The organism is Nocardia halotolerans (assembly GCF_042650145.1).
In the GTDB taxonomy this organism is placed as follows: Bacteria; Actinomycetota; Actinomycetes; order Mycobacteriales; family Mycobacteriaceae; genus Nocardia; species Nocardia halotolerans.
The window spans coordinates 226,265-248,718 of the sequence record NZ_JBHSDL010000014.1; the positions used below are offsets into that span (position 1 = coordinate 226,265).

Here is a 22,454-nt window from a genome sequence, read left to right on the forward strand (position 1 = left end):
CCGGAGCATCCCCGCAAACGCGACTCGCGCCGCCCCGCGTCGAGCGGGACGGCGCGAGTGGTGCGGTGCGCTCAGCCGCGGACCTTGGCGGTCACCGCGCTGACGGCGTCCTCGGCCGGGATCTCCTCGGCTTCGCCGGTGCGACGGTTGCGCAGCTCCACCTTGCCCTCGGCCCAACCGCGGCCGATCACCAGGATCCAGGGCATGCCGAGCAGTTCGGCGTCCTTGAACTTCACACCGGGCGAGGCGGTGCGGTCGTCGAACAGGACCTCGAGCCCTTCGGCGTCCAGGCCGGCGACCACGTGTTCGGCACCGTCACGCGCGGCGGCGTCCTTGTTGGCGATCACCACGTGCACGTCGAACGGGGCGACTTCGGCGGGCCAGCGCAGGCCCTTGTCGTCGTGCTGCTGTTCGGCGATCACCGCGACCATGCGGGACACGCCGATGCCGTAGGAGCCCATGGTGAGCCGCACCGGCTTGCCGTTCTCGCCGAGCACGTCGACCTCGAAGGCGTCGGTGTACTTGCGGCCGAGCTGGAAGATGTGGCCGATCTCGATGCCACGCGCCGACACCAGCGGCCCGGCGCCGTCGGGCGAGGGATCGCCGTCGCGGACCTCGGCGGCCTCGATGGTGCCGTCGGGGGTGAAGTCGCGTCCGGCCACCAGGTCGACCACGTGCTTGCCCGGGGCGTCGGCGCCGGTGATCCACGAGGTACCCTCGACCACGCGGGGGTCGACCAGGTAGCGAATACCGTTGGCCTGCAGTCCCTTCGGGCCGATGTAGCCCTTCACCAGGAACGGGTTGGCGGCGAAATCGGCATCGGTGAGCAGTTCCACGGTGGCCGGTTCGACGGCGGCCTCGAGGCGCTTGTCATCGACCTCACGGTCGCCGGGGATGCCGATCCCGAGGATCTCGGTCTTGCCGTCGGGGTGGCGCAGTTTCACCATCACGTTCTTCAACGTGTCGGCGGCGGTGACCTTCCGGTCGAGGGCTTCGCCGGCCCAGTCGACCAGCGTCGCGATGGTGGGGGTGTCCGGGGTGTCGTGTTCGACGGCGGCGGGCAGGCCCTCGATCGGCAGGGCCGCGGGTGCGTGGGTGACCACGGCCTCCACGTTGGCCGCGTAGCCGGATTCGACACAGCGCACGTAGGTGTCCTCACCGACGACGCTCTCGGCGAGGAACTCCTCGGACGCGCTACCGCCCATGGCGCCGGAAGTGGCGGCCACGATCACGTATTCGACACCGAGCCGGTCGAAGATGCGCTGGTAGGCGGTGCGGTGGGTGGCGTAGCTGGCGGCCAGGCCGTCGTCGTCGAGGTCGAAGGAGTAGGAGTCCTTCATGATGAACTCACGTCCACGCAGGATGCCGGCGCGCGGACGTTCCTCGTCGCGGTACTTGGCCTGGATCTGGTACAGGGTGACCGGCAGATCCTTGTAGGAGTTGTACTCGCCCTTCACGGTGAGCGCGAACAGTTCCTCGTGGGTGGGACCGAGCAGGTAGTCGCCGCCCTTGCGGTCCTGCAGGCGGAACAGGGCGTCGCCGTATTCGGTCCACCGGTTGGTGGTCTCGTAGGGCTCGCGCGGCAGCAGCGCGGGCAGGGAGATCTCCTGGGCGCCGGTGGCGTCCATCTCCTGGCGCACCACGTCCTCGATCTTGCGCAGGGTGCGCAGACCCAGCGGCAGCCACGAGTACACACCCGGGGCGACGCGCCGGACGTAGCCGGCGCGAACGAGCAGTTTGTGGCTGGGCACCTCGGCGTCGGCGGGATCGTCTCGCAGGGTGCGCAGGAACAGGCGGGAGAGGCGGGTGATCACGGATGCACAGGGTAGTCCCTGGTCCGCGCGGGCCGACAGCCGATTACCACCTCGGCACCGCCAGGCCTCGCAAAACCGGTGGGTTCAGGAAAGCGCAGATCAGGTTACCCATTGTGAATCTCTTTCAATCATCGGATAACAAGGTGATAACGCACGGACGGCGGGCAAATGGGTGATGCACTAGGTTTCTGGATACATTCGTTCACAATTGATTACTACTCTTGCGAGGTCGGCTATGGCTGAGAACAAATCCCTGCCCAGGCGCTGTACAGCGGTGTTCGCTGGTGCTGCCCTGGTGGCCGCGGCCCTGGCCGGTTGCACCAAGACCGAGACCGCCGAGAGCGGCGAACTGTTGCAGTCGCTGAAGGACAAGGGCTCGATCACCGTGGGTTTCGCTGGTGAGGCGCCCTATTCGTTCCAGGCCGACGGCCAGCTCACCGGCGCCACCGTGGCTCTGCACCGCGAGATCTTCGGCAATCTCGGCATCGAGACCGTCGACGGTGTGCAGACCGAATTCGGCGCGCTGATCCCCGGCCTCCAGGCCGACCGCTTCGACGCCGTCAGTGCGGGCATGTCGATTCTGCCCAAGCGCTGTGAGCAGGCCGCATTCAGCGAACCGGAATTCATGTACACCACCGCGCTGATGGTGAAACCGGGCAACCCGATGAATTTGACCGATATGCAATCGATCAAGTCCAGCGGCGCGAAGATGGCCTCGATGACCGGCGCCATCGAATCCGATTACGCCGCCGCCCTCGGCATCGACGCCACCCAGGTGGGCACCCCGCAGGACGGCATGGACGCGGTCACCTCCGGTCGCGCCGACGTGTTCGCGCTCACCGCGATCTCGCTGAACTGGCTCAAGAACCACACCCCCGACGCCGCCGTCGAGGTGACACCGTCGTTCGTCGCCGAGATCGACGGCAAGCCGCAGGTGGGCGCGGGCGGCACCGTGTTCCGCACCACCGACCCCGATCTGCTGGCCGCCTACAACGAGGAACTGGCCAAGATCACCTCCGACAAGGACAAGTACCTCTCGATCGTGGGTGAGTTCGGCTTCACCGAGCGCGAGCTGCCCGACCCGGAATACACGACCGCCAAGCTGTGCAAGGGCGAAATCTGATCCACGTATGAGCAACCTCGATGCGTTGCGCGATGCCCTCCCCGCTGTGTGGGAGGGCATCGTCGTCACGCTGGAACTGACCTTCGGCGGCGCGTTGCTCGCGTTCGTCCTCGCCCTCGCCCTGGGTACCTCCGCGCGTTTCCACAATCTCGCGGTGCGCGGCAGTGCCCGGGTCACCATCGAATTCTTCCGCGGCACTTCACTGTTGGTGCAGCTGTTCTGGCTGTTCTACGTGTTGCCGTTGCTCGGCTACAAGCTCGACCCGGTGTTCTGCGGCATCCTCGCGCTGGGTCTGAACTACGGCGCCTACGGTGCCGAGGTGGTGCGCGGCGCGCTCAACGCGGTGCCGCGCGCCCAGTTCGAGGCCGCGGTGGCGCTGAACTTCAGCCCGTGGCAGCGGATGCGGCGGGTGCTGTTCCCGCAGGCGTGGGCGCTGATGCTGCCCTCGCTCACCAATCTGCTCGTGCACCTGCTCAAGGCCACCGCCTTGGCGTCCTACATCACCCTGCACGACCTGACCTACGAGATCGGCCAATTGCGCAGGACCACCGCTGACACCCTGTTCTCCTTCGGCGTCGGGCTGTTGATCTACTTCGTGCTCGCCTACCTGCTGACCCTGGGCATGAACCTGCTCGAGACGCGCGCCAAGACCAAGCTGGGCCGCGGCGCGTCGCTCAAGGAAGTCCTCAGCCTCAAACCTGACGATTCCCGTGCGCAGGTGAGCTCATGACCGCCGAATGGAGTTGGGAACGCGCCCGCGACGCGCTGCCGGTGCTGTGGGAAGGCTTCCAGATCACCGTGCTCGCGACGGTGCTCGGTTTCGCGCTCGCGGCCGCGCTCGGACTGGTGATCGCGCTGATCCGCCAGACGATGCCGCGCTGGGTGGCCGCGCCCGTGCACGCGGTGAGCGAGTTCGTCCGGCTCACCCCGCTGGTCGTGCAGTTGCTGTTCGCCTACACCCTGCTCACCCAGTTCTCGGCGTTGCAGATCGGCATCACCGTGCTGGGTATCCACTACTCGAGCTATCTGGCCGAGGTGTACCGGGCCGGGATCGAATCGGTGCCCAAGGGCCAGTGGGAAGCGGCGCGCGCGCTGTCGTTGCCGCCGCGGCGCACCTGGGGTGCGGTGGTGCTGCCACAGGCGATCCGGGCCAGCCTGCCGGCGCTGGGCACCAACGCCGTGTCGATGTTCAAGGACACCCCGTTCTTGTTCGCCATCTCGGTCGTCGAATTGGTGACCGCCGCACAACAATTCGGGGCGCGCAACTTCGCGTACCTGGAGGCGATCACGCTGGCCGGTGTGTTCTTCCTGGTCGCCAGCTACCCGACCTCCGTGCTGATCAGAAGACTGGAGAAGCGACTTGCCTACTACTGACGAGATGATCCGATTCGATCAGGTGGTCAAACGCTTCGGCGACCTCGTCGTGCTCGACCACCTGGACTTCAGCGTCAAGCGCGGGGAGAAGGTCACCCTGATCGGGCCCTCCGGTTCGGGCAAGACCACCATCCTGCGCCTGCTGATGACGCTGGAGACGATCACCGACGGGGTGATCTGGGTCGACGGTGAACCACTCACCCACACCGAGCGCGGCGGAAAGATGGTGCCCGCCAGGGAGAAACACCTGCGTGCGGTGCGAACCAAGATCGGGATGGTGTTCCAGCAGTTCAACCTGTTCCCGAACATGACGGTGCTGGAGAACATCACCGAGGCCCCGATTCACGTGCTGGGCAAGTCGAAGAAGGAGGCGCGCGAACGGGCCATGCATCTGCTCGGTGTGGTCGGGCTGGCCGACAAGGCCGACGCCCACCCCTCACAGCTCTCCGGTGGCCAGCAGCAGCGGGTGGCGATCGCGCGATGCTGTGCGATGGACCCGAAGGTCATGCTGCTCGACGAGGTGACCTCCGCGCTGGACCCGGAACTGGTGGGCGATGTGCTCGACGTGTTGCGCACCATCGCCGACACCACCGACATCACCATGCTGATCGTCACCCACGAGATGCGTTTCGCGCGCGAGGTGTCGGACCGGGTGCTGATGTTCGACGGCGGGCGCATCATCGAGCAGGGCCCGCCGGAGCAGATCTTCGAGGCGCCCACCAATGAGCGCACCCGCAAGTTCCTGGAAGCGGTGCGCTGAACCCGCTCGGTGGGTCCGGGGGGAGGTGGCGATTCCGGTGACGATTACCGTTGACGCTCGTGCTGGTGCTGCTGCCTCCCTCCGAAACCAAGTCCGACGGCGGATCGGGCGCCCCGCTCGACCTCGCTGATCTGGCGATGCCGCAGCTGTCGGCGGTCCGCGACACGCTGATCACCGAGGTGGAACGGTTGGCGGCCGACCCGGCGGCGTCGGCCGCCGTGCTCGGCCTCGGCAAGAGCGCTGACGCCGAGATCGCCCGCAACGCGACGCTGCGCACGTCGGCGACGCGCCCCGCCCTGGAGCGCTACACCGGTGTGCTCTACGACGCGCTGGACGCCAAGGCGTTCACCAAGGCCCAGCGAGCCAAGGCCCACGCGCGGATCGGCATCGGCTCGGCCCTGTTCGGTGCCGTCCGTGCCGGCGATCCGATCCCCGCCTACCGTCTCTCCGGTGGCACCAAACTCCCGGGCCTGCCGACGCTTTCGGCCCTGTGGCGCGAGGTGCTACCGGACGCCCTCTACGCCGAAGCCGCGGGCGAGCTCGTCATCGACCTGCGCTCGGGCACCTATCAGCAACTGGGTCGCGTGCCCGGCGCCGTCACCGCCAATGTCCTCACTGAGCATCCCGACGGTTCCCGCACCGTCGTCAGTCACTTCAACAAGCATCACAAGGGGCTGCTTGCCCGCGCCCTGGTGCTCACCCGCGCCGATCCCACCGACATCCGCGCGGTGGCGCGAGTCGCGACGAAGGCCGGCCTCCGAGCCGAAATCGCGTCCCCCACCGAACTGCTCATCATCACCTGAGAAGGGATCGAGACGATGGTCGTCGATCGCCACAGAACACTGCGACGCAGATACACGAGTCTGGGGACGGGCGAGCTGGCTGCGGCGGCGGTGTTCGCGGCCATCGCTGTGTCCGGGTTGCTGCCGGTCACCAGTACCCGAGACGGCGCCCTCGCCCTCTGGTCGGCGCTGGCACCGCTGCTCGTGATCCTCGTGCAGGCGGGCGTGTACTGGCTGTCGGCTCGCGGCTGGGCCGGACGAACACCGATGCCACGCCGCGTCGCCGCGACCTACCGGGCCCTGCGCGTCCTGGACCCGGTTCTGCTCGCGGCCGGGCTCATCGGGGTGATCGTGTGGCTCCCGGCCGGCGCCGGTGCGCTGCTCGTCGTCGGTGTATGGCTCTTCGGCGTGGTCGAGTACCTGAACTACTTCGTCGTCCGCCTCTCGTACCCGTTCCACCGATGGGCGGCTCTGGTGACACAGTGGCGCACGCCCCGGCTGGTCGCGGACCTCCGGGAGTCCGAGTAGCCGCACCGCTGTGCGCGGTATACCTGGTGGTGCCGGCTGCCGATCAATCGGTGGCGACCGGCGAGTTCAGGGAGATGAGGTTGCCGCAGGTGTCGTCGAAGACGGCGGTGACGACCTGGCCCATCGGCTGGGGTGGCTGGGTGAAGTAGACGCCGCGGTCGAGCAAACGCTGATATTCGGTATCGATGTCGTCGACGGTGAAGACCATCATCGGGATGCCGTCAGCGCTGAGTGCGCTCTTGTAGGCCTTGGCAGCGGGGTGCTGGTCGGGTTCGAGCAGCAGTTCGGTGCCATCGGGGTCGGCGGGTGAGACAACGGTCAGCCAGTGGTATTCGCCGAGGGGCACCTTGTGTTTGAGCTGGAAGCCGAGCACGTCGGTGTAGAAGGCTTCGGCCTTGTCCTGATCGTCGACGAAAACGCTGGTCACACCGATGCGAATCATGTGTCCTCCTGGGGTATCGGCCAGCGCGTCCAGGCCACGCGCAGTGGCGCGAAGTCGGCGCGGTGGTACTTGTATCGACCTTCCCGGCGCGTGCGCACCAGCCCGACGTCTTCGAGTACCCGCAGGTGCTGGGTGATGGCCTGGCGCGACGAGCTGATCCCGTACTTCGTGACGAGCCGGGCACAGAGTTCGAACAGCGTCTGATCGTCGCGATCGGCCAGCTCGTCGAGCAGGGCGCGCCGCGTCGGGTCCGCGAGCGCGATGAAGATATCGGTCATGTGCCCTCCCGCCGTCTCCACATCGAACGATAGGCAAGTTGTTACTTGCCTGTCAAGGCTGCGCGGCGCCCGAATCGTGGAACCCGGCCCCGACCACGAACCCGCACGACAACGTGAACAGCCATGTTGTCCTGGGGTTCGCTGGTGTCGTTCGCGGGGCCGGCCTTCCTGTTGGTCGTCGCACCCGGGCTACCGCCCGCGGTTCGGTGCCACCGCAGATACTGCTCCTGGGGCTCTGCATCCCGGCCATCGCACTGGTCAGCGACTCGATCCGGGCGCTGGCCGCGGACTCCGCCCGGTCCTGGTTCGCACGGTCGCCACGCCGCCTCGCCGCCGTCGGGGGCACCAGCGGGTTGATGATGATCGACCTGGGTACCGCACTGGCTCTCACCGGCCGTAAGGACTGAGCGCTATCCCGTGGTCAGGCTGACGAGTTCGGCCCCGAGGTTGGCGCGCGCCCTGGCTTCGTAGCGTCCGAAGGCGGACGCGGTGCGGAACAGGCGGGGCTGGTCGGCCAGATGACGCAGTACCGAGGCACGGCCCGCGCGGAACAGGTCGTCGGGGACGTGGCGGTATTCGTCGCGGACGGCGGCGGCGTAGGCGGCGTATTCCTCGGGGGTGCCACCGAGTACGACCAGATCGGCGTCACAGAGAACGGCGCCGTTCGCGTCACCCGCCTCGACGTCGTGACCGCGAGTGAGTACCACCAGCCGAACCACCTCCTCCACCAATGCCACTGAGGCGCCGAGGGATTCGAGCACATCGCGGGCGAGATCGGCGCTGCGTTCCTCGTTGTCGGCGCGATCCACCGCGTAGATCGCGTCGTGGAAGAACGCGGCGTAACGCACCGCGGCGACATCGGTTGCGGCCTCGGCCAATTCGTCGATGGCGGTGAGCATCACCGCCAGGTGCGCCTGGGTGTGATAACGCCGGTGGGGTTCGGCGTAGCGGCCGATGATACCGGCGCCGATCTGTTCGGAGTCGGCCCCGGCCAAGGTGATCCAGCGCTCGAGCAGGCTATCCGACAACGCAGTCATGCCACCAGTCTCACGCCGCCCTCCCGGAGCGGCAACCCGGCAGTCACACGATCATTGCCGGACAACCGTATTCGGCGTTCCCACTTTCTGCGCTTCCTCCTGTGCATGCTGGGCCTGGGCCAGCTGGGCCGGAGTGAAACGCAGGGTCGAGGCCACGACGGCGGCGAGCAGGGCCAGCCCGGAGCACACCAGCAACACCGTGGTGTAGCCGCTGGTGAGCGCGTCGAGCTGGGGCCCGTTCATCGCCGAGACCTTGGTCTCGGGGCTGCCGCCCAGCGACAGGGTGCGCGAGGCCGCGATGGGGGTGAGCAGGCCGATGGCGATGGGGGTCGCCAGGTTCATGAACATCTGCCCCACCGCCGACAGCGGGCCGATATCGGCGGGCGGCACATCCACGAGCACGCACAGCGGCGCGAGCACCATCGCCACCCCGACACCGAAACCGATCACGATCAGCAGCGGCAGCAAGGTGGTGGGGTAGGCGATGTGGCGGTCCAGTGTCGACCCGAAGAGCAGGGCGGCCGACAGCACCAGCGCCGCACCGATGAGCAACCAGCGCGGCGGAACGACCAGGGCCGCCTTGGAGGCCAGCGCGCCACCGAGACCGATGCCGATGGTGAACGGGATGCAGGCGATGCCCGCGTGCAGCGGGCTGTAGCCGAGCGAGTTCTGCAGCATCTGGGCGACGAAGAAGGTCATCGCGCCCAGCACCGCGCCGGCCAGGAAGATCAGCAGGAACGTCGAGTTGCGGTCGCGGCTGTCGAACAGCGACCAGGGCAGCAGCGGGTCGGTCTCGTTGCGTTCGATCAGCACGAAGGTGACCAGCAGGACCACACCGACGATCAGCGAAGTGAGGATGACCGGGCTGCCCCACCCCCAGGACGGGCCCTCGGTGGCGCCGAACACCACCAGCGCACAGGCCAGCGTCCCCAGCACCGCGCCCTTCACGTCCAGCGGCGCCCGATGGTGGGCGGTGTCGGACAGTGTGTACATCGCGCCGAGCACGATGAGCGCACCGATCGGCACATTGATCAGGAAGATCAGCCGCCACGACATCTCGGTGAGCAGACCACCGATCACCAGGCCGCTCACCGAGCCGATCCCGGCCATCGAACCCACCACGGCCACCGCCTGGTTACGGGCTTTACCGGGCGCGAACGTGGTCGCGACCAGGGCGAACGCGGTCGGCGCCGCGATCGCCGCACCGGCGCCCTGGAACGCGCGCGCGATCAGCAGCGCCAGCTCACCCTGCGCCAGACCGCAGGCCAGCGAGGCGGCGGTGAACAAGCCGACACCGATGATGAGCATCCGTTTGCGGCCGAACACGTCACCGAGCCGGCCACCGAGCAGCATCATGCCGGCGAAGGTGAGGCCGTAGGCGGTGACGGTCCAGGCACCGCCGGAACCGGACAGACCCAGTTCTTCCTGCAACCGGGGCAACGCGAAGATCACTACCGTGCCGTCGAGCACGACCATGAACTGCAGGCCACTGAGGACGATGATCGCCAGCCCGAAGGCCGACTGCTTCACCGGGGACTGCGTCGAGGCAGCGGGGTTTTCGAGCACAGTCGACCACTGTAAACGACGCCGCGAACGGCCAGGTCCGTGCTCGTGAACTCAGGCGGGGTCGGCGAGCTGCGCCCCGAAGGCCGCGGTGGGCCCGATGACGATGATCGCGGGCGGGCGAATGCCCTCCTGCTTCACCCGCTCGGCGACGGTGGCCAGATCCGCGCGCACCACCCGCTGGGTGCGCAGGGTGCCCTCCTGGATGACCGTGGCCGGGGTGTCGGCGGGCTTGCCGCCGTCGAGCAGAACGGCGGCGAACTTGTCGATGCGTTCCACGGCCATCATCAGCACCAGGGTGCCGCGCAACTTGGCCAGCGCCGACCAGTCGACGAGCGAATCGGGATGGTCGGGGGCGACGTGGCCGCTGACGACGACGAACTCGTGGGTGACCCCGCGATGGGTCACCGGGATGCCCGCCGCGCCCGGCACCGAGATGGGGCTGGTGATGCCGGGCACCACTGTCACCGGGATGCCCGCCTCGGCACACGCCTCGAGCTCTTCGTAGCCGCGGCCGAACACGTACGGGTCGCCGCCCTTGAGCCGGACGACGAATTTGCCCGCCTTGACTCCTTCGACGAGGGCGAGGTTGATCGCCTCCTGCGCCATCGAACGCCCGTAGGGGATCTTCGCCGCGTCGATCACCTCGACGTGCGGGCCGAGTTCGGCGAGCAGTTCCGGCGGCGCCAGCCGGTCGGCGACGACCAGATCGGCGCGCGCGAGCAACCGGCGACCACGCACGGTGATCAGGTCGGGATCGCCGGGTCCGCCACCCACCAGCGCGACGCCCGGGGTCATCGGTTCCGAATCGTCGGTGACGACACCGGATTGCAGGGCCTCGAGCAGCCCGTTGCGCACCGCGGCCGAACGCCGGTGCACGCCACCGGCGAGCACACCGAGGGTGAGTCCGTCGTAGCGCGCGGTGGCCGGGGTGACGGCGGTGCCGTCGCGGGCGATATCGGCGCGGACGCAGAAGACGCGCTTGCTCGTGGCCTCGGCGACCACGGCCGCGTTGGTTTCGGGTTCGTCGGTGCAGGCGATCGCGTACCAGGCGTCGTCGAGGTCGCCGTCGGCGTAGTCCCGCAGCTCCACCGTGATCTGTCCCGCGGTGGCCATGCCCTCGACGGCGGGGGTCACCGCCCGGCTGATCACGTGTACGTCGGCGCCGGCCGCCACGAGCAATCCGAGGCGGCGCTGGGCGACGGTGCCACCGCCGACCACGACGACCCGGCGTCCGCGCAGATCGAGCCCGACCAGGTAGTTCGGGTCCCCGGTGGGCTGCTGCGATGCGGTGTCAGAGGTGTTCGGCACAATGTCGGAGCCTAGTTCGTGGCCCGCCGCCCGCCGAACGCGCCCGGCCGATCGGGTGTTCGCGCATCGGTGTCGACGACGAACGCGACGACCCGCGGGGGCCGGTCGCTCGGCTCGGCGGCGGACCGGCCGGAGGTGGATCAGCCGCCGCGCGGCGGGTGGCCCACCCTGCGGGTCAGCCGAAGTAGGGCTGGTTCTGAACCCAGCGGAATCCGGTGGACCGCAGGGGGAAACCGTCGAGGTCGACGCGAGTGAGCACGACCGTGGCGGGCTTGCCGTCGAGTTCACCGTTCAGGACCAGCCGGTCGCCGGTGGGCCGGTCGAGGGTGAAGTTCGCGTAGGGCGCGGGGGCCATGTCGGGGCCGGTGGGCGCGGCGGTGAGTGTGAGCGTCGATCCGTCGACAGCGGCGATGACCGGCACGATCGTGTCGTCCATCCGCTGGTAGCCGGCCGTGCCTCGGTCCACGATCAGGCGCTGCCAGCGCGTGGGGTCGGTGGACAGCGGCGGCAGCTGTGTCCGCTCCACGGTGAACTCACCGACCTCCCAGATTCCGTACAGTTCGGGTTTCGGTGCGCCACCACCGTATTCGCGCCAGTTGTCCGCGCCGAGGACCAGGCAACCCGTCACGATCCACCCCGCGGCCGCGATCTGCACCACGGTGGCCCACCGATTCGCCCGGGGCGAGGCGAACAGCGGTGGTTGCGTCATCGGTTCCGAGGGCCGTTGCAGCACGAGCACATTCGCCAACCTGCGCGCCTGCGGTGCCAGCAGCACCAGGCTCATCAGCAGCAGATGCCCGGACAGCATCTTCACCGGCACGTCGTAGGTCATGTTCAACAGGAACACCTGCGCCATGCTGATCACGGTCACCATGGCGCCCAGCGTCGCGGTGCGCGGCCAGAACAGCAGCAGTCCGCCGACGACTTCGGCCGCGCCCAAAGCCATCTGGTAGATCGGCGAGGCACCGACCTGGGTCCACAGCATCGACATCGGCGTCAGGTCGCCCACCTGGGTCAGCAGCGTGGTCAACGCCGGTTCCGGCATCTGGGTCGGGACGAGTTTCGCGAAACCGTAGAACAGCATCTGCCCGCCGACCGCGAGCCGCAGTGCGGTGAGCAACCAGCTCAGCAGCCGCGGATAGGCCTGTCTGCGCCGGTCCAGTACCGACCACACCACCGTGATCAGCACCGCGAGCACCAGCACCAGGCCGCATTGGATCCAGATCGTCGCCTGGTCGCCGCTGCCGTTCATGCCCAGCTCGGTGGGCACACCGAACACCTGCTCCCCGATCCAGTTGCTCAGCGGCGCGAGTGCGCCGATCTGCCAGAGCACTACCTTGTCGGGCAGCTGCAGAGCGAGCACACCGAAGAACACGAAGGTGATCTGCGCCATCCACAGGCAGAACAGTCCGAGGTAGGCGGCACTGAACCGGAAAGCCAACCGGGTGAGCGGATGCCAGGCAGGCGCTGGTGGCGGGCTCGCCGTCTCGTCGTGCGCGTCCTGCGTGAGCACTGCCGTCACCGCTACCTCCCCGTCGAAATCCGTTGTCACCGAACTCTTGTCGACGGTAGCGGGGGTTGACATCCAGGAAAACCCCGATCTTTACCCTGTCAACCCTGAATCTCACTCACCGACGCCCGGCTTACATTCCGGTCGGTATTCCGGTACCCCGGTATCGGAACGTGTTTCATCTCGTTGACAGGGGTACCTCACATATGTCCGATGACCCGGACCTCACCGCGCAGCAGTCGCTGACCGTCACCGAGCGGGATCTCGACGAACTCGCCGCGCAGTTGTCGCGGTGGCTGTCCGGTCCGGTCGGTGCCGACGCGCCCCCGAAGATCAGCAATGTGAGCAAGCCCGGCACCGGCGGCATGTCGAGCACCACCATCCTGTTCGACGCCGAGTGGACCGCGGCCGGCGTGGCCGACGGCGGTTCCTTCGTGGCCCGGATGGCACCCGAGGACGCCTCGTTCCCGGTGTTCCAGTCCTACGACCTGCCGCTGCAATACCAGGTGATGTCGGGTGTGGCCGCGGCCACCGAGGTCGCGGTGCCGCCGCTGCGCTGGCTCGAGCTCGACGAATCCGTGTTCGGCACACCGTTTTTCGTGATGGAGAAGGTCGAGGGCCGCGTGCCCGCCGACAACCCCCCGTACGTGTTCTTCGGCTGGGTTTTCGACGCGACGGTGGCCGAGCGCGCGCAGATCACCGACGCCACCGTCGAGGTGGTCGCCCAGGTGCACGCCATCGACGACATCACCGAACGTTTCCCGCTGCTCGACGGCGAGGGGTCGGCGCTGCGCAGGCACTTCGAAGCCCAGCGTGCCTGGTACAAGTGGGCGTTGACCGACGACGGCGTCGAGATCCCGTTGATCGAGCGGACCTTCGACTGGCTCGAGGCCAACTGGCCCACCGAGACCGGCCCCGAGGTACTGAACTGGGGCGACGCGCGGCCCGGCAACATCCTGTTCGACGGGTTCACCCCCGCGGCGGTGCTGGACTGGGAGATGGCCACCTTCGGCCCGCGCGAGCTCGACCTCGGCTGGCTGATCTTCATCCACCGCTTCTTCCAGGACATCGCCACCCGTTTCGACCAGCCGGGCCTGCCCGACTTCCTGCGCCGCGACGCGGTGGTCGGGAAGTACGAGGAGCTCACCGGCCACACGGTGCGCGACCTGGACTTCTACATCATCTACGCGGCGCTGCGGCACGCGATCGTGATGGCCCGGATCAAGCGCCGGATGATCCACTTCGGTGAGGACACCGTCCCCGCCGAACTCGACGACTACGTGATGCACCGCCTCAGCCTCGAGGCGCTGCTCGACGGCACCTACGAGTGGGACTGACCATGCGCGCGATCATGCCCGTACCGCTGGACGAGTACCCCGTCCACCAGACTCCGCTGTCGCTGGCCCGGGTGGCCACCAGCGACCGCAACTTCTACGACCGCTACTACTTCAACGCCTTCGATCCGGCCGGCGACACCATGCTGGTCACCGGTTTCGGCGTGTACCCGAACCTGGGCGTGGTCGATGCCTTCGCCACCGTGCGCCACGGTGACAGCCAGCGCGCGGTGCGCTTCTCCGACGCGCTCACCTCCCGCGACCTGAACACCCGGGTCGGCGGCTACCACATCGAGGTGCTGGAACCGCTGCAGCGGTTGCGCGTGGTGTGCGAGCACGACGACCTGAGCTTCGACCTCACCTGGACCGGCGCGCAACCGGCCGTGCAGGAACAACCGCACCTGATCCTGTCGGGTACTCGGCCGATCATCGAAGCTTCCCGCTTCGCCCAATTGGGTTCCTGGGCGGGCACGCTCGCCGTCGACGGCCGTGACCACACCGTCGACCCGGCGGTGTGGACCGGCAGCCGCGACCGGTCGTGGGGCATCCGCCCCTCGGGCGAGCCGGACCCGGCCGGCCGGCCCACCGGCATGGACGGGTTCTGGTGGTTGTACGCCCCGCTGCGGTTCGAACAGTTCTCGATCGTGGTGATCGTGCAGGAGGAGCCCGACGGCACCCGCACCCTCAACAACGCGGTCCGCATCTGGAACGACGGCCGCAAGGAACAGCTCGGCTGGCCGCGCATGCACTGGGTCTACGAACCGGGCACCCGCCACCCGAAGTCGGTGCGCCTGGACATGACCACGCCCGACGGCGCACCGCTCGAGGTGGAGATCGAATCGTGCCCCGGCATCGCCCTGCACGTGGGCTGCGGCTACGGCGCCGACCCCGACTGGACCCACGGTCGCTGGATGGGTGAGAACTGGTCGCTGTCGAGCAGCTACGACCTCACCGACCCCACGATCAAGGGCCGCACTCCCTACGGCGTGATCGACCACATCGGCCACGCCCGCTGCGGTGACGCCGAGGGCTGGGGCCTGTTCGAACACGCCTCGATGGGTCGTCACGACCCCACCGGTTTCGCCGATTGGACCTCCGTCGCCGGCTGACGGACCTCTCGGCGAGAAGAGCGGCGCCGCCGCGACAACGAGGTCGCGGCGGCACCACATCTTCACCAGACCCGCTGCGGCTGCGGCGAAGCCGGCCGACAGGGCGGCTGCGAACTGGCCGACCCGGACCCGACCGCGCGCGTTCCCCCACCGAGCGCGCGAACGAACCCGGTGGTCGCCGCCGAGGCGGGCCGACCCGCCCGGGTCCTACGCGGCCGTGGCGAAGTCGGCCAGCAAGGCCGGCACCGCCGCGTCGAAACCGGCGACATCGAGCATGCCGGCGTCGTCGGGGTCGGCGATGGTGAACTTCGTCGCGGTCATGCCGACCACCACGAGCTTGGCTCGCGGGTTCACCTCGCGGCGGTAGCGGGCCAGCGCCTGGTGCGGGTGCACCGAACCCGCCCATGTCTCGTTGTCGGTGTAGATCGTGAACACATCCACCTCGATGCCCTTGTCCAGCGCGTGCAGGATGGGCAGCGAGCAGTCGGTACCACCGAACGGCAGGCCCGACACCGCCCGCACGGCGTCGTCGAGACGCTGCCGCGGCGAGATCGACAGCTGCGACAGATCACGCGCTCCTCCCCATCCCTTGCCGCCCGAGGTGAACCCGACGATCTCGTGTCGCGGTTCGGTCCGGGCGGTGGTCAGGGCGAGGGCGGCCGAAGCCTCGCGCGCCGAGAGCGGGAGCCCGCCGATCGCAGTTGTCATCGAGTGCGAGACGTCCAGGGCCAGCAGGTGACGCAGGCCGGTCGGCCGCACCGACTCGAATGCCGCGTAGAACGCGCTGTCGAGGGCGTCGACGACCGGGGCAGACGGTGTCCAGGTGCCCGCGCCGCGCGCCGAACGCCCGCCGGCGTAGGTGCGCAGGGCGATCAGCACCGAGATCGGGTGCACGCGGGCGCTACGCAGCCGTGCCGGATCGGTGAGCTGCGCGCAGATCGCGGCCGTGCGCGGACCGAGCGGCTCGAGCAGACCGAGGCGGGTCAGGCGCGGCAGCTGCCGCAACAGCGCCGTCTGCGCCATGCCGTTGTCCAGCAATGCTTCCCACACCCCGGCGTCGCCGATCGCGGTGTCGGGCAGCATCTCCCAGCTGAGCCGGTACTCACGCACCAGATCCGGTACCCGGTCCACCGGCGCGTCCTGTGCTCGCTGGAAACCGTCGAGCAGTGCCAGGCCGTCGAGTTCCGGTGCCCGGCCGCAGAGCCAATCGAACAGCCGGCTCCGCTCGTCGTCGGTGGTCGCCGGGTGCGACAGGCGCAGCAGGTCGCGGTGCGTCCACCCCTCCCGCTGCCGGTACTTGACCACCTGGAACGCCAGGTCCTCGACCGGCTTGTCCAGGTACCAGTTCGCGACCGCGCGGGTGAGGCCACGGCCCCAGCCACGGAACTGCTCGGCGTAGCCGGCGAACAGGAACAGGTGGGTGCCGGTGCGCGCCACCAGCGGCAGGGCGGCCAACGCGGCGCGGCGGCCGTCGAGGTCACCGACCGACGCCGCGGCGGCCAGCGCGAACAGGGCCGGATTCTGCCGTGGTGCGCGACCGGAGGTGGAGATCTCGACGATCTCGCGAACCAGGTCGGTGGTGTGCTCGGCGGCGTAGCCGACGATGAATTCGGCGTTGTCAGCGGTCAATGCCTCCGCACCGACGTAGTAGGTGCCGGATTCGGTTCCCAGGGTGAGGAATCGGCGAACCCGCGCCTGCGGGGTGACCTCGAAAACGTAACCGCCCGCGTTGTTGACGACCTGCCGGATATCGGCGGGCGCGGTCTGCGGTGTGTTGCGCCGAGAAATGCGCGACAGAATGTTCATTGTTCCCCCTCCGATACGCGTACCGGCGTCGATTTTCGGCCCCGGACCCGGGGCGTGTGGTGAAGTGGATGAGCGGACGGACATGTTGTTTCGGCCGAAGACGGAAAATCGCTTCCCGCCGCGGGACTCGAACCCGCTGGACCCATGGGGTCGTGCCGGATAACCGACCGATTCCGGCCCGTCCTGCTCATCTACCTGGACAATTGCGCGGCGGACGTGTGTGTCCGACCGGTGTAGGTGCTCTACCGAGCTGAGCTACCGTCACCTCGCGGCGACGGGCGGGATTCGAACCCGCGACATCCCCAGTAAAAGTGGTAACCGATCGGTTCCGGTCCGCCTCGCAACTGCTGAGAATGACGCTACTGCGCACGATCGAACTTGCCCAGCGAATTAATTCCCGGGTGTTACGGCTGCACCGAGGCCGCTGCGACCACTACCCCGTCGACAACAGTTCTGCCGAGAACGAGTTCACCGCCTGCCAGCAGCGCCGCCGCTTCGGCCACGCTGGGGACACCGACCGCCGCCGACACCCGATCCGAACGGTGCGCCACCTCGACCGCAGCCAATTGCTCGGCAGTGAACCCCACCACGGTGGTACCGAGAATCGCTGCGGCAGCGCGAATGCCGGATTCGATGGCTCGCCGGTCGAGCGTCGCCAAACAGGCGATCCTGGCGTCACCGACCGCCGTCCGCACCGCGCGCACGATAGGTTCCGCATCGGTACCCAGCCGCATCCCGACCCCAACAGCCACCGCCAACGCCTCGACCTCAGGTGCAGCGCGGGTGACACCCGGTTCGACAGGTTCGGATGACGCTGTGTCGCCCGGTGTGCCAGGTCGCTGATCGTCGCCGGATGCCGTCATCGTCACCACACCTTCATTGCGGATTCAGGGTGCAAAACGTTGTGCGGCGGTGACGAATCGGGCGATCGCGTCCGGGTTCCCGGCCGGATGGGTGTGCAGGTAGGAGGCGTGGACCTGGCCCACCACCGCACCTTCGGTAGCCGAAGCTGTGGTGCGCCAACCCCAGGCGGCATGCGCCGAGCCGGTGTCGAGCAAATGGGTGCGGTGGAACTCGTGGCCGCGGACTCGTGCGCCCGCACGCCACAGCACCGAATCGTGCAGGGCCACGGCGTCGCGGTAGCCCAGGGTGAGGCGGGGGCCGAATTCGGCGTCGGCGTCGATGACCCCGGCCATCGGGTGACCGTCGAGGGAGCGGGTGAGGTAGAGCAGACCCGCGCATTCGGCGTGGATCGGCAGACCACGCGCGGCCCCGTCGGCCACCGCGGCGCGCAACCGTTCGTTCGCGGAGAGCTGCGCGGCGTGTTCTTCCGGGAATCCGCCGGGCAACACCAACCCCGCCGCGCCGTCCGGCAGTTCGTCGGACAGCGGATCGAACACGACCACCCGTGCCCCGGCGGCGGCCAGGAGTTCCCGGTGCTCGGCATATCCGAACGTGAACGCCGGTCCCCCGGCCATCGCGATCAGCGGGTCCGCACGCGTGTGCTCGACGGCGGCCAGTTCCGTCACCGGATCCCAGGCGTCGCCGCCGGCCGAGCCGCCGGCCAGTTCGACGATCGCCCGCAAATCCACGTGGGCCGCGACGAGTTCGGTCATCGCGTCGACCGCGGCGGTGGCGGCACTGCCGTGTTCGACGGCGGGGATGAGCCCGAGATGACGGGAGGGGACTTCCAGTTCTGCCATACGCGGCAGGGCCCCGAGGACCGGGAGGCCGACACGTTCGCAGGCCGCGCGCAGGACCTGTTCGTGGCGTTCGCTGCCGACGCGGTTGAGGATCACACCGCCCAGCCGCACCGCGGAGTCGAAGGTGGCGAAGCCGTGCAGCAGGGCGGCCAGACTCTGGGAGTGTCCGCGCGCGTCGACGACCAGCACGACGGGCGCTCCGAGCAGCCCCGCCACCTGCGCGGTGGAACCCTCGGCGATCGCGTCGGTGCGGTTCTCGTCGATCCGCCCGTCGAACAGGCCCATCACGCCCTCGACGATGGCGATGTCACACCCCTGCGCGCCGTGCCGGTACAGCGGCACCACCCGATCCTCGCCCACCAGCACCGGATCCAGATTCCGGCCGGGACGCCCGGCCGCCAGCCCGTGGTAGCCGGGGTCGATGTAGTCGGGCCCGACCTTGAACGGCGCGACCTGATGCCCGGCCCGCCGCAGCGCGCCGATGAGTCCGGTCGCCAGTGTCGTCTTGCCGCTCCCCGAGGCCGGCGCGGCGATCACCACCGCCGGAGCGCTCATCCGGTCACCATTCGATTCCGCGCTGGCCCTTACGGCCCGCGTCCATGGGGTGCTTCACCTTGGTCATCTCGGTGACCAGGTCGGCGGCGTCCATCAAGGTTTGCGGTGCGTCGCGGCCGGTAATGACAACATGTTGGTTGCCGGGACGGTTGGTGAGGGTTTCGACCACCTCGTCGATGTCGACCCAACCCCATTTGAGCGGGTAGGTGAACTCGTCGAGCACATAGAAGCGGTGCTGTTCGGCAGCGAGGCGGCGGGCGATCTCACGCCAGCCCGACAGCGCGGCAGCGGCGTGATCCTCCTCGGTACCGTGCTTACGCGACCAGGACCAGCCCTCGCCCATCTTGTGCCACTCCACCGCACCGCCTGCCCCGGTCTCTTCGTGCAGAGTGCCCAGTGTCCGGAACGCGGCCTCCTCGCCGACCTTCCACTTGGCGCTCTTCACGAACTGGAAGACCGCCACGTCGAACCCCTGATTCCAGGCCCGCAACGCCATCCCGAACGCCGCTGTGGACTTGCCCTTGCCCGGACCGGTGTGCACAGCGAGCACCGGCTGATTCCGCCGCTGCCGCGTGGTCAGACCGTCCGCCGGCACGACCTCCGGAACACCTTTGGGCACAGAAACTCCTCTTCTCGACCCGCTCACACGGGCCGCCTACGGGCGCCTGCCGGCACTGGTCCGCGACACGCGAACCACCGGTCGCCCGGTGCGATGCACTCCACCGCCACCGGACCGTACGACGTCGGCTCGACACCCTTTCTATCAGCACACGACACAAGCCCCGCGCCCGCTCATCCCGATCAGCGTCTACGCGCAGAACCGGGATGTGGGGCGGATGCGTGCGGGCTCAGCCCGGACGCCAGGCCGGCAGTACGGAATCCGGAGCGTGGTCGACTCGGGACACGAAGAGTCGAGCCGAAGGCCAGGACGGCAGTACGACAATCGCCACGTGGCCAGCCGGGCCCGCGAAGGACTTCAGGCCGCGCGTCCGGCCGGCCCTCCCGAGGTGCGGACCACCTCGGCGACGGTTTCGCCGGTGAGTTCGTCGAGACGGAGGTAGCGGGCGCGCAGGTCGCGGGCCAGCTCGGCGGCGAGGCCGAGGCGGATCATGCCGCGTTCGCAGTCGATGACCATGGCGGTGTGTCCTTCGCCTGCGAGCAGGCGCGCGGCGGTACGAGTACGTGGGAGGGGCGCCGGTCCGCCGGTGGCGCGGCCGTCGGTGAGCAGCACCAGCATCGGGCGGCGGCGCGGGTCGCGGACGTGTTCGCGGGCGATGACCTCGCGGGCCTTCAGCAGACCCGCGGCGAGCGGAGTCTTGCCACCGGTGCGCAGCCCGGCCAGGCGGCGCACGGCGATGTCGACCGAAGAGGTCGGCGGCAGCACGAGCTCGGCTTCGCTGCCGCGCACACTGATCACGGCCACCTTGTCGCGGCGCTGGTAAGCGTCTCGCAGCAGAGTGACGATGGCGCCGGTCACGGCGGTGAGCCGGTCGCGGGCGGCCATCGAGCCGGAGGCATCGACCACGAAGACGACCAAGTTGCCTTCGCGCCCTTCGCGATACGCGCCTCGCAGATCCTCGGCGGCCAGCGCGAGCGGACCGCTCAACCTGCCGCGCTCGAACTGCCGTGGGGCCGCGGCGAATACAGTGCCCAGCAGGTGCAGACCGGTCGAGGTGTCGGTGTCGGGTCGGACCATACGGCCGGACCGGGTGCGGGCGCGCGACCGTCGGCCGGGCGCACCCTCGCCGATACCGGGCACTTCCCAGCGGGGGGCCTGCCGCGACGCCGAGACCGGTGTGCCGGAGAACTCCTCGGCTCCCGGACGCGAACCCTGGCCATCACCGTCGGCGTCGTCCGCACGCGAATTGCCGCCGGAACCACCGCCGTTGGGCCCACCACCGTCAGGACCGCCACCATCAGGGCCGCCGCCTTCGGGACCGCCATCAGGACCATCCCCCTCGGGGCCACCATCAGGGCCGCCGTCCTCGGGGCCGCCATCGGGCCCGTTGTCATCGGGACCGCCGTCGTTGCGATGGCCGATCCCACCACGCTCATCCGTGCGCAGCGCCTCGTCGCCGCCCTCTTGCGGCTCGGAACCGTTCGGCCCGTCCGCCCCCGCAGCGTCTCCGTCCGCACCGTTCCCGTCGCCCCGCGAACCGTTGGGCCCATCGAATTCGTCGTCCCCCGAGGCCTTTTCGACCTCTTCGGCAGCCGCCTGCATCGCCTCGTCCAGCTGCTCCTCGCTGATCCCCGGCTCGTCGAACGGGTCACGCCGCCGACGGTGCGGCAGTGCGAGTTCGGCGGCGACCCGCACATCGTCGGCGGTGACCCGATCGCGCCCACGCCACGCCGCGTGCGCGGTCGCGGTCCGGGCGACCACGAGGTCGGCGCGCATCCCGTCCACATCGAAGGAGGCGCACAGTGCCGCGATCCGGCGCAGCTCACCGTTGTCGAGCACCACCTCGGGCAACCGGTCACGGGCGGTGAGGATCCGCTCGGCCACGACCTGGTCGGCGTCGACGTAGCGGGCGGCGAACGCGGCGGGGTCGGCCTCGTAGTCGAGCCGGCGGCGCACCACCGACATGCGCACGTCGACCTCCCGGGAGGCCGACACGTCGACGGTGAGGCCGAACCGGTCGAGCAACTGCGGGCGCAGCTCCCCCTCTTCGGGGTTCATGGTGCCCACGAGCACGAAACGCGCGGGGTGCGAATGCGAGACGCCGTCGCGTTCCACGTGCACGCGGCCCATGGCGGCGGCGTCGAGCAGCACGTCGACCAGGTGGTCGTGGAGCAGGTTCACTTCGTCGACGTAGAGCACGCCGTGATGGGCGGCGGCGAGCAGTCCGGGCCGGAACGCCTGTTCCCCGTCGCGCAGCACCCGCTCGAGGTCCAGCGAACCGACCACTCGGTCCTCGGTCGCGCCGACCGGCAGCTCCACCAGCTTCGCCGGTCTGGCCCCGGTCTCGTCGACCACGGGCGGCAGCAACTGCGCGAGCGCGCGCACCACGGTCGACTTCGCGGTCCCCTTCTCGCCTCGCACGAGCACCCCGCCGATCCCCGGATGCACGGCCGACAAGATCAACGCCAGCTGCAGCTGCTCCTGCCCGACCACAGCGGAGAACGGGAACCCCGCTTCACCCACCCCATGCGCGGCGGTGTGCGGACCAGCGGCAACATCAGCAAAACCAGGCACACACCAACTGTATGCGTGCCGCGATCTGCGCCGGCCCCCGGGCACTGGCCGCCCGGACCGCGCAATCGGCCCGCGCTCGTCAGGAAACTGATCCGCCGGACGCCATCTGCACGTTTACGCCGGTCCTCGGCCGAACTCAGGGCACGACCACGACGCACTCAACGCACAGCGAACGCCATGTGGTGTCGACCTGCGCACCGGGTCCGCGTCGGCCGCAGGCGAACAGGTCGAC

At 68.9% G+C, this 22,454-nt stretch carries 21 protein-coding genes; 9 read left to right on the forward strand and 12 right to left on the reverse strand.

What is annotated here, in order from left to right; all coding sequences use genetic code 11:
* Positions 1–71 precede the first annotated feature (71 nt).
* Positions 72–1,814, reverse strand: coding sequence for a proline--tRNA ligase (locus ACFO5K_RS11580; protein ID WP_378560268.1), 1,743 nt, complete (start codon positions 1,812–1,814; stop codon positions 72–74).
* Between the two features lie 235 nt (positions 1,815–2,049).
* Here ACFO5K_RS11580 and ehuB point away from each other — a divergent pair, with 235 nt between their 5' ends.
* Genes ehuB through ACFO5K_RS11610 form a run of 6 tightly spaced genes read left to right on the forward strand, consistent with a single transcriptional unit; the run spans position 2,050 to position 6,381 of the window.
* Positions 2,050–2,937 (forward strand): ectoine/hydroxyectoine ABC transporter substrate-binding protein EhuB, encoded by an 888-nt coding sequence (ehuB, locus tag ACFO5K_RS11585; protein WP_378560270.1) that lies wholly within the window; start codon positions 2,050–2,052, stop codon positions 2,935–2,937.
* Positions 2,938–2,944: 7 nt separating this feature from the next.
* A complete protein-coding gene (gene ehuC / locus ACFO5K_RS11590) occupies positions 2,945–3,667 on the forward strand; it encodes an ectoine/hydroxyectoine ABC transporter permease subunit EhuC (RefSeq protein WP_378560272.1) in 723 nt (240 codons plus the stop codon).
* Entirely contained in the window at positions 3,664–4,311 is a 648-nt protein-coding gene (gene ehuD, locus ACFO5K_RS11595) for an ectoine/hydroxyectoine ABC transporter permease subunit EhuD (protein ID WP_378560275.1), read from the forward strand. The genes ehuC and ehuD overlap by 4 nt, the downstream gene beginning before the upstream one ends.
* Before the next feature lie 4 nt (positions 4,312–4,315).
* Positions 4,316–5,071 (forward strand): ectoine/hydroxyectoine ABC transporter ATP-binding protein EhuA, encoded by a 756-nt coding sequence (gene ehuA / locus ACFO5K_RS11600; RefSeq protein ID WP_378560278.1) that lies wholly within the window; start codon positions 4,316–4,318, stop codon positions 5,069–5,071.
* A 59-nt stretch (positions 5,072–5,130) separates the two neighbouring features.
* A complete protein-coding gene (gene yaaA / locus ACFO5K_RS11605) occupies positions 5,131–5,874 on the forward strand; it encodes a peroxide stress protein YaaA (protein WP_378563738.1) in 744 nt (247 codons plus the stop codon).
* A gap of 15 nt (positions 5,875–5,889) precedes the next feature.
* On the forward strand, positions 5,890–6,381 hold the full coding sequence (locus tag ACFO5K_RS11610; RefSeq protein WP_378560281.1) for a hypothetical protein: 492 nt from the start codon (positions 5,890–5,892) through the stop codon (positions 6,379–6,381).
* A gap of 43 nt (positions 6,382–6,424) precedes the next feature.
* Here ACFO5K_RS11610 and ACFO5K_RS11615 read toward each other — a convergent pair whose 3' ends face one another.
* The gene (locus tag ACFO5K_RS11615; protein ID WP_378563740.1) at positions 6,425–6,820 is read right to left on the reverse strand and encodes a VOC family protein; all 396 of its coding nucleotides are present in this window, start codon (positions 6,818–6,820) and stop codon (positions 6,425–6,427) included.
* Entirely contained in the window at positions 6,820–7,101 is a 282-nt protein-coding gene (locus tag ACFO5K_RS11620; protein WP_378560284.1) for an ArsR/SmtB family transcription factor, read from the reverse strand. The genes ACFO5K_RS11615 and ACFO5K_RS11620 overlap by 1 nt, the downstream gene beginning before the upstream one ends.
* 206 nt (positions 7,102–7,307) lie before the next feature.
* Here ACFO5K_RS11620 and ACFO5K_RS11625 point away from each other — a divergent pair, with 206 nt between their 5' ends.
* On the forward strand, positions 7,308–7,508 hold the full coding sequence (locus ACFO5K_RS11625) for a hypothetical protein (RefSeq protein ID WP_378560287.1): 201 nt from the start codon (positions 7,308–7,310) through the stop codon (positions 7,506–7,508).
* A gap of 3 nt (positions 7,509–7,511) precedes the next feature.
* On the opposite strand, the gene ACFO5K_RS11630 is transcribed toward ACFO5K_RS11625, so the two are convergent.
* The 4 genes from ACFO5K_RS11630 to ACFO5K_RS11645 all read right to left on the reverse strand — a co-directional run bounded on the left by ACFO5K_RS11630 (position 7,512) and on the right by ACFO5K_RS11645 (position 12,597).
* Entirely contained in the window at positions 7,512–8,138 is a 627-nt protein-coding gene (locus ACFO5K_RS11630; RefSeq protein ID WP_378560290.1) for an HD domain-containing protein, read from the reverse strand.
* Positions 8,139–8,189: 51 nt separating this feature from the next.
* Positions 8,190–9,704, reverse strand: a complete 1,515-nt coding sequence (locus ACFO5K_RS11635; RefSeq protein WP_378560293.1) for an MFS transporter — start codon at positions 9,702–9,704, stop codon at positions 8,190–8,192.
* A gap of 51 nt (positions 9,705–9,755) precedes the next feature.
* Positions 9,756–11,012, reverse strand: coding sequence for a uroporphyrinogen-III C-methyltransferase (gene cobA, locus ACFO5K_RS11640; protein WP_378560296.1), 1,257 nt, complete (start codon positions 11,010–11,012; stop codon positions 9,756–9,758).
* Between the two features lie 175 nt (positions 11,013–11,187).
* Positions 11,188–12,597 (reverse strand): DoxX family protein, encoded by a 1,410-nt coding sequence (locus ACFO5K_RS11645; protein ID WP_378560299.1) that lies wholly within the window; start codon positions 12,595–12,597, stop codon positions 11,188–11,190.
* Positions 12,598–12,728: 131 nt separating this feature from the next.
* Between ACFO5K_RS11645 and ACFO5K_RS11650 the strand changes: the two genes are divergently transcribed.
* Positions 12,729–13,859, forward strand: a complete 1,131-nt coding sequence (locus ACFO5K_RS11650; RefSeq protein WP_378560302.1) for a phosphotransferase family protein — start codon at positions 12,729–12,731, stop codon at positions 13,857–13,859.
* A gap of 14 nt (positions 13,860–13,873) precedes the next feature.
* Positions 13,874–14,965 carry a hypothetical protein gene (locus tag ACFO5K_RS11655; protein WP_378560305.1) on the forward strand — a complete coding sequence of 364 codons (1,092 nt, stop codon included), beginning with the start codon at positions 13,874–13,876 and terminating at the stop codon, positions 14,963–14,965.
* 207 nt (positions 14,966–15,172) lie between these two features.
* Here the strand turns inward: ACFO5K_RS11655 and ACFO5K_RS11660 are convergent, their stop codons facing one another.
* From ACFO5K_RS11660 to ACFO5K_RS11680, 5 genes are all read right to left on the reverse strand, one after another.
* Complete coding sequence (locus tag ACFO5K_RS11660) at positions 15,173–16,771, reverse strand: TROVE domain-containing protein (RefSeq protein WP_378560308.1); 1,599 nt, start codon at positions 16,769–16,771, stop codon at positions 15,173–15,175.
* A 404-nt stretch (positions 16,772–17,175) separates the two neighbouring features.
* Positions 17,176–17,523, reverse strand: a complete 348-nt coding sequence (locus ACFO5K_RS11665; RefSeq protein ID WP_378560311.1) for a cobalamin biosynthesis protein — start codon at positions 17,521–17,523, stop codon at positions 17,176–17,178.
* A 135-nt stretch (positions 17,524–17,658) separates the two neighbouring features.
* Entirely contained in the window at positions 17,659–19,029 is a 1,371-nt protein-coding gene (locus ACFO5K_RS11670) for a cobyrinate a,c-diamide synthase (RefSeq protein WP_378560313.1), read from the reverse strand.
* Positions 19,030–19,033: 4 nt separating this feature from the next.
* Positions 19,034–19,648, reverse strand: a complete 615-nt coding sequence (gene cobO, locus ACFO5K_RS11675; protein ID WP_378560316.1) for a cob(I)yrinic acid a,c-diamide adenosyltransferase — start codon at positions 19,646–19,648, stop codon at positions 19,034–19,036.
* Positions 19,649–20,005: 357 nt separating this feature from the next.
* Positions 20,006–22,171 carry a magnesium chelatase subunit D family protein gene (locus tag ACFO5K_RS11680; RefSeq protein WP_378563743.1) on the reverse strand — a complete coding sequence of 722 codons (2,166 nt, stop codon included), beginning with the start codon at positions 22,169–22,171 and terminating at the stop codon, positions 20,006–20,008.
* Between the last annotated feature and the right edge of the window lie 283 nt (positions 22,172–22,454).

Excerpts from the sequence above, each read along its gene's own strand:
- ehuC (WP_378560272.1), top strand. The coding sequence starts at position 2,945 with ATGAGCAACCTCGATGCGTTGCGCGATGCCCTCCCCGCTGTGTGGGAG.
- ACFO5K_RS11630 (WP_378560290.1), bottom strand. The coding sequence starts at position 8,138 with ATGACTGCGTTGTCGGATAGCCTGCTCGAGCGCTGGATCACCTTGGCC.
- ACFO5K_RS11670 (WP_378560313.1), bottom strand. The coding sequence starts at position 19,029 with ATGAGCGCTCCGGCGGTGGTGATCGCCGCGCCGGCCTCGGGGAGCGGC.
- ACFO5K_RS11620 (WP_378560284.1), bottom strand. The coding sequence starts at position 7,101 with ATGACCGATATCTTCATCGCGCTCGCGGACCCGACGCGGCGCGCCCTG.
- ACFO5K_RS11655 (WP_378560305.1), top strand. The coding sequence starts at position 13,874 with ATGCCCGTACCGCTGGACGAGTACCCCGTCCACCAGACTCCGCTGTCG.
- ehuD (WP_378560275.1), top strand. The coding sequence starts at position 3,664 with ATGACCGCCGAATGGAGTTGGGAACGCGCCCGCGACGCGCTGCCGGTG.
- ACFO5K_RS11645 (WP_378560299.1), bottom strand. The coding sequence starts at position 12,597 with ATGTCAACCCCCGCTACCGTCGACAAGAGTTCGGTGACAACGGATTTC.
- ehuB (WP_378560270.1), top strand. The coding sequence starts at position 2,050 with ATGGCTGAGAACAAATCCCTGCCCAGGCGCTGTACAGCGGTGTTCGCT.
- ACFO5K_RS11650 (WP_378560302.1), top strand. The coding sequence starts at position 12,729 with ATGTCCGATGACCCGGACCTCACCGCGCAGCAGTCGCTGACCGTCACC.
- ehuA (WP_378560278.1), top strand. The coding sequence starts at position 4,316 with ATGATCCGATTCGATCAGGTGGTCAAACGCTTCGGCGACCTCGTCGTG.
- ACFO5K_RS11610 (WP_378560281.1), top strand. The coding sequence starts at position 5,890 with ATGGTCGTCGATCGCCACAGAACACTGCGACGCAGATACACGAGTCTG.
- ACFO5K_RS11660 (WP_378560308.1), bottom strand. The coding sequence starts at position 16,771 with ATGAACATTCTGTCGCGCATTTCTCGGCGCAACACACCGCAGACCGCG.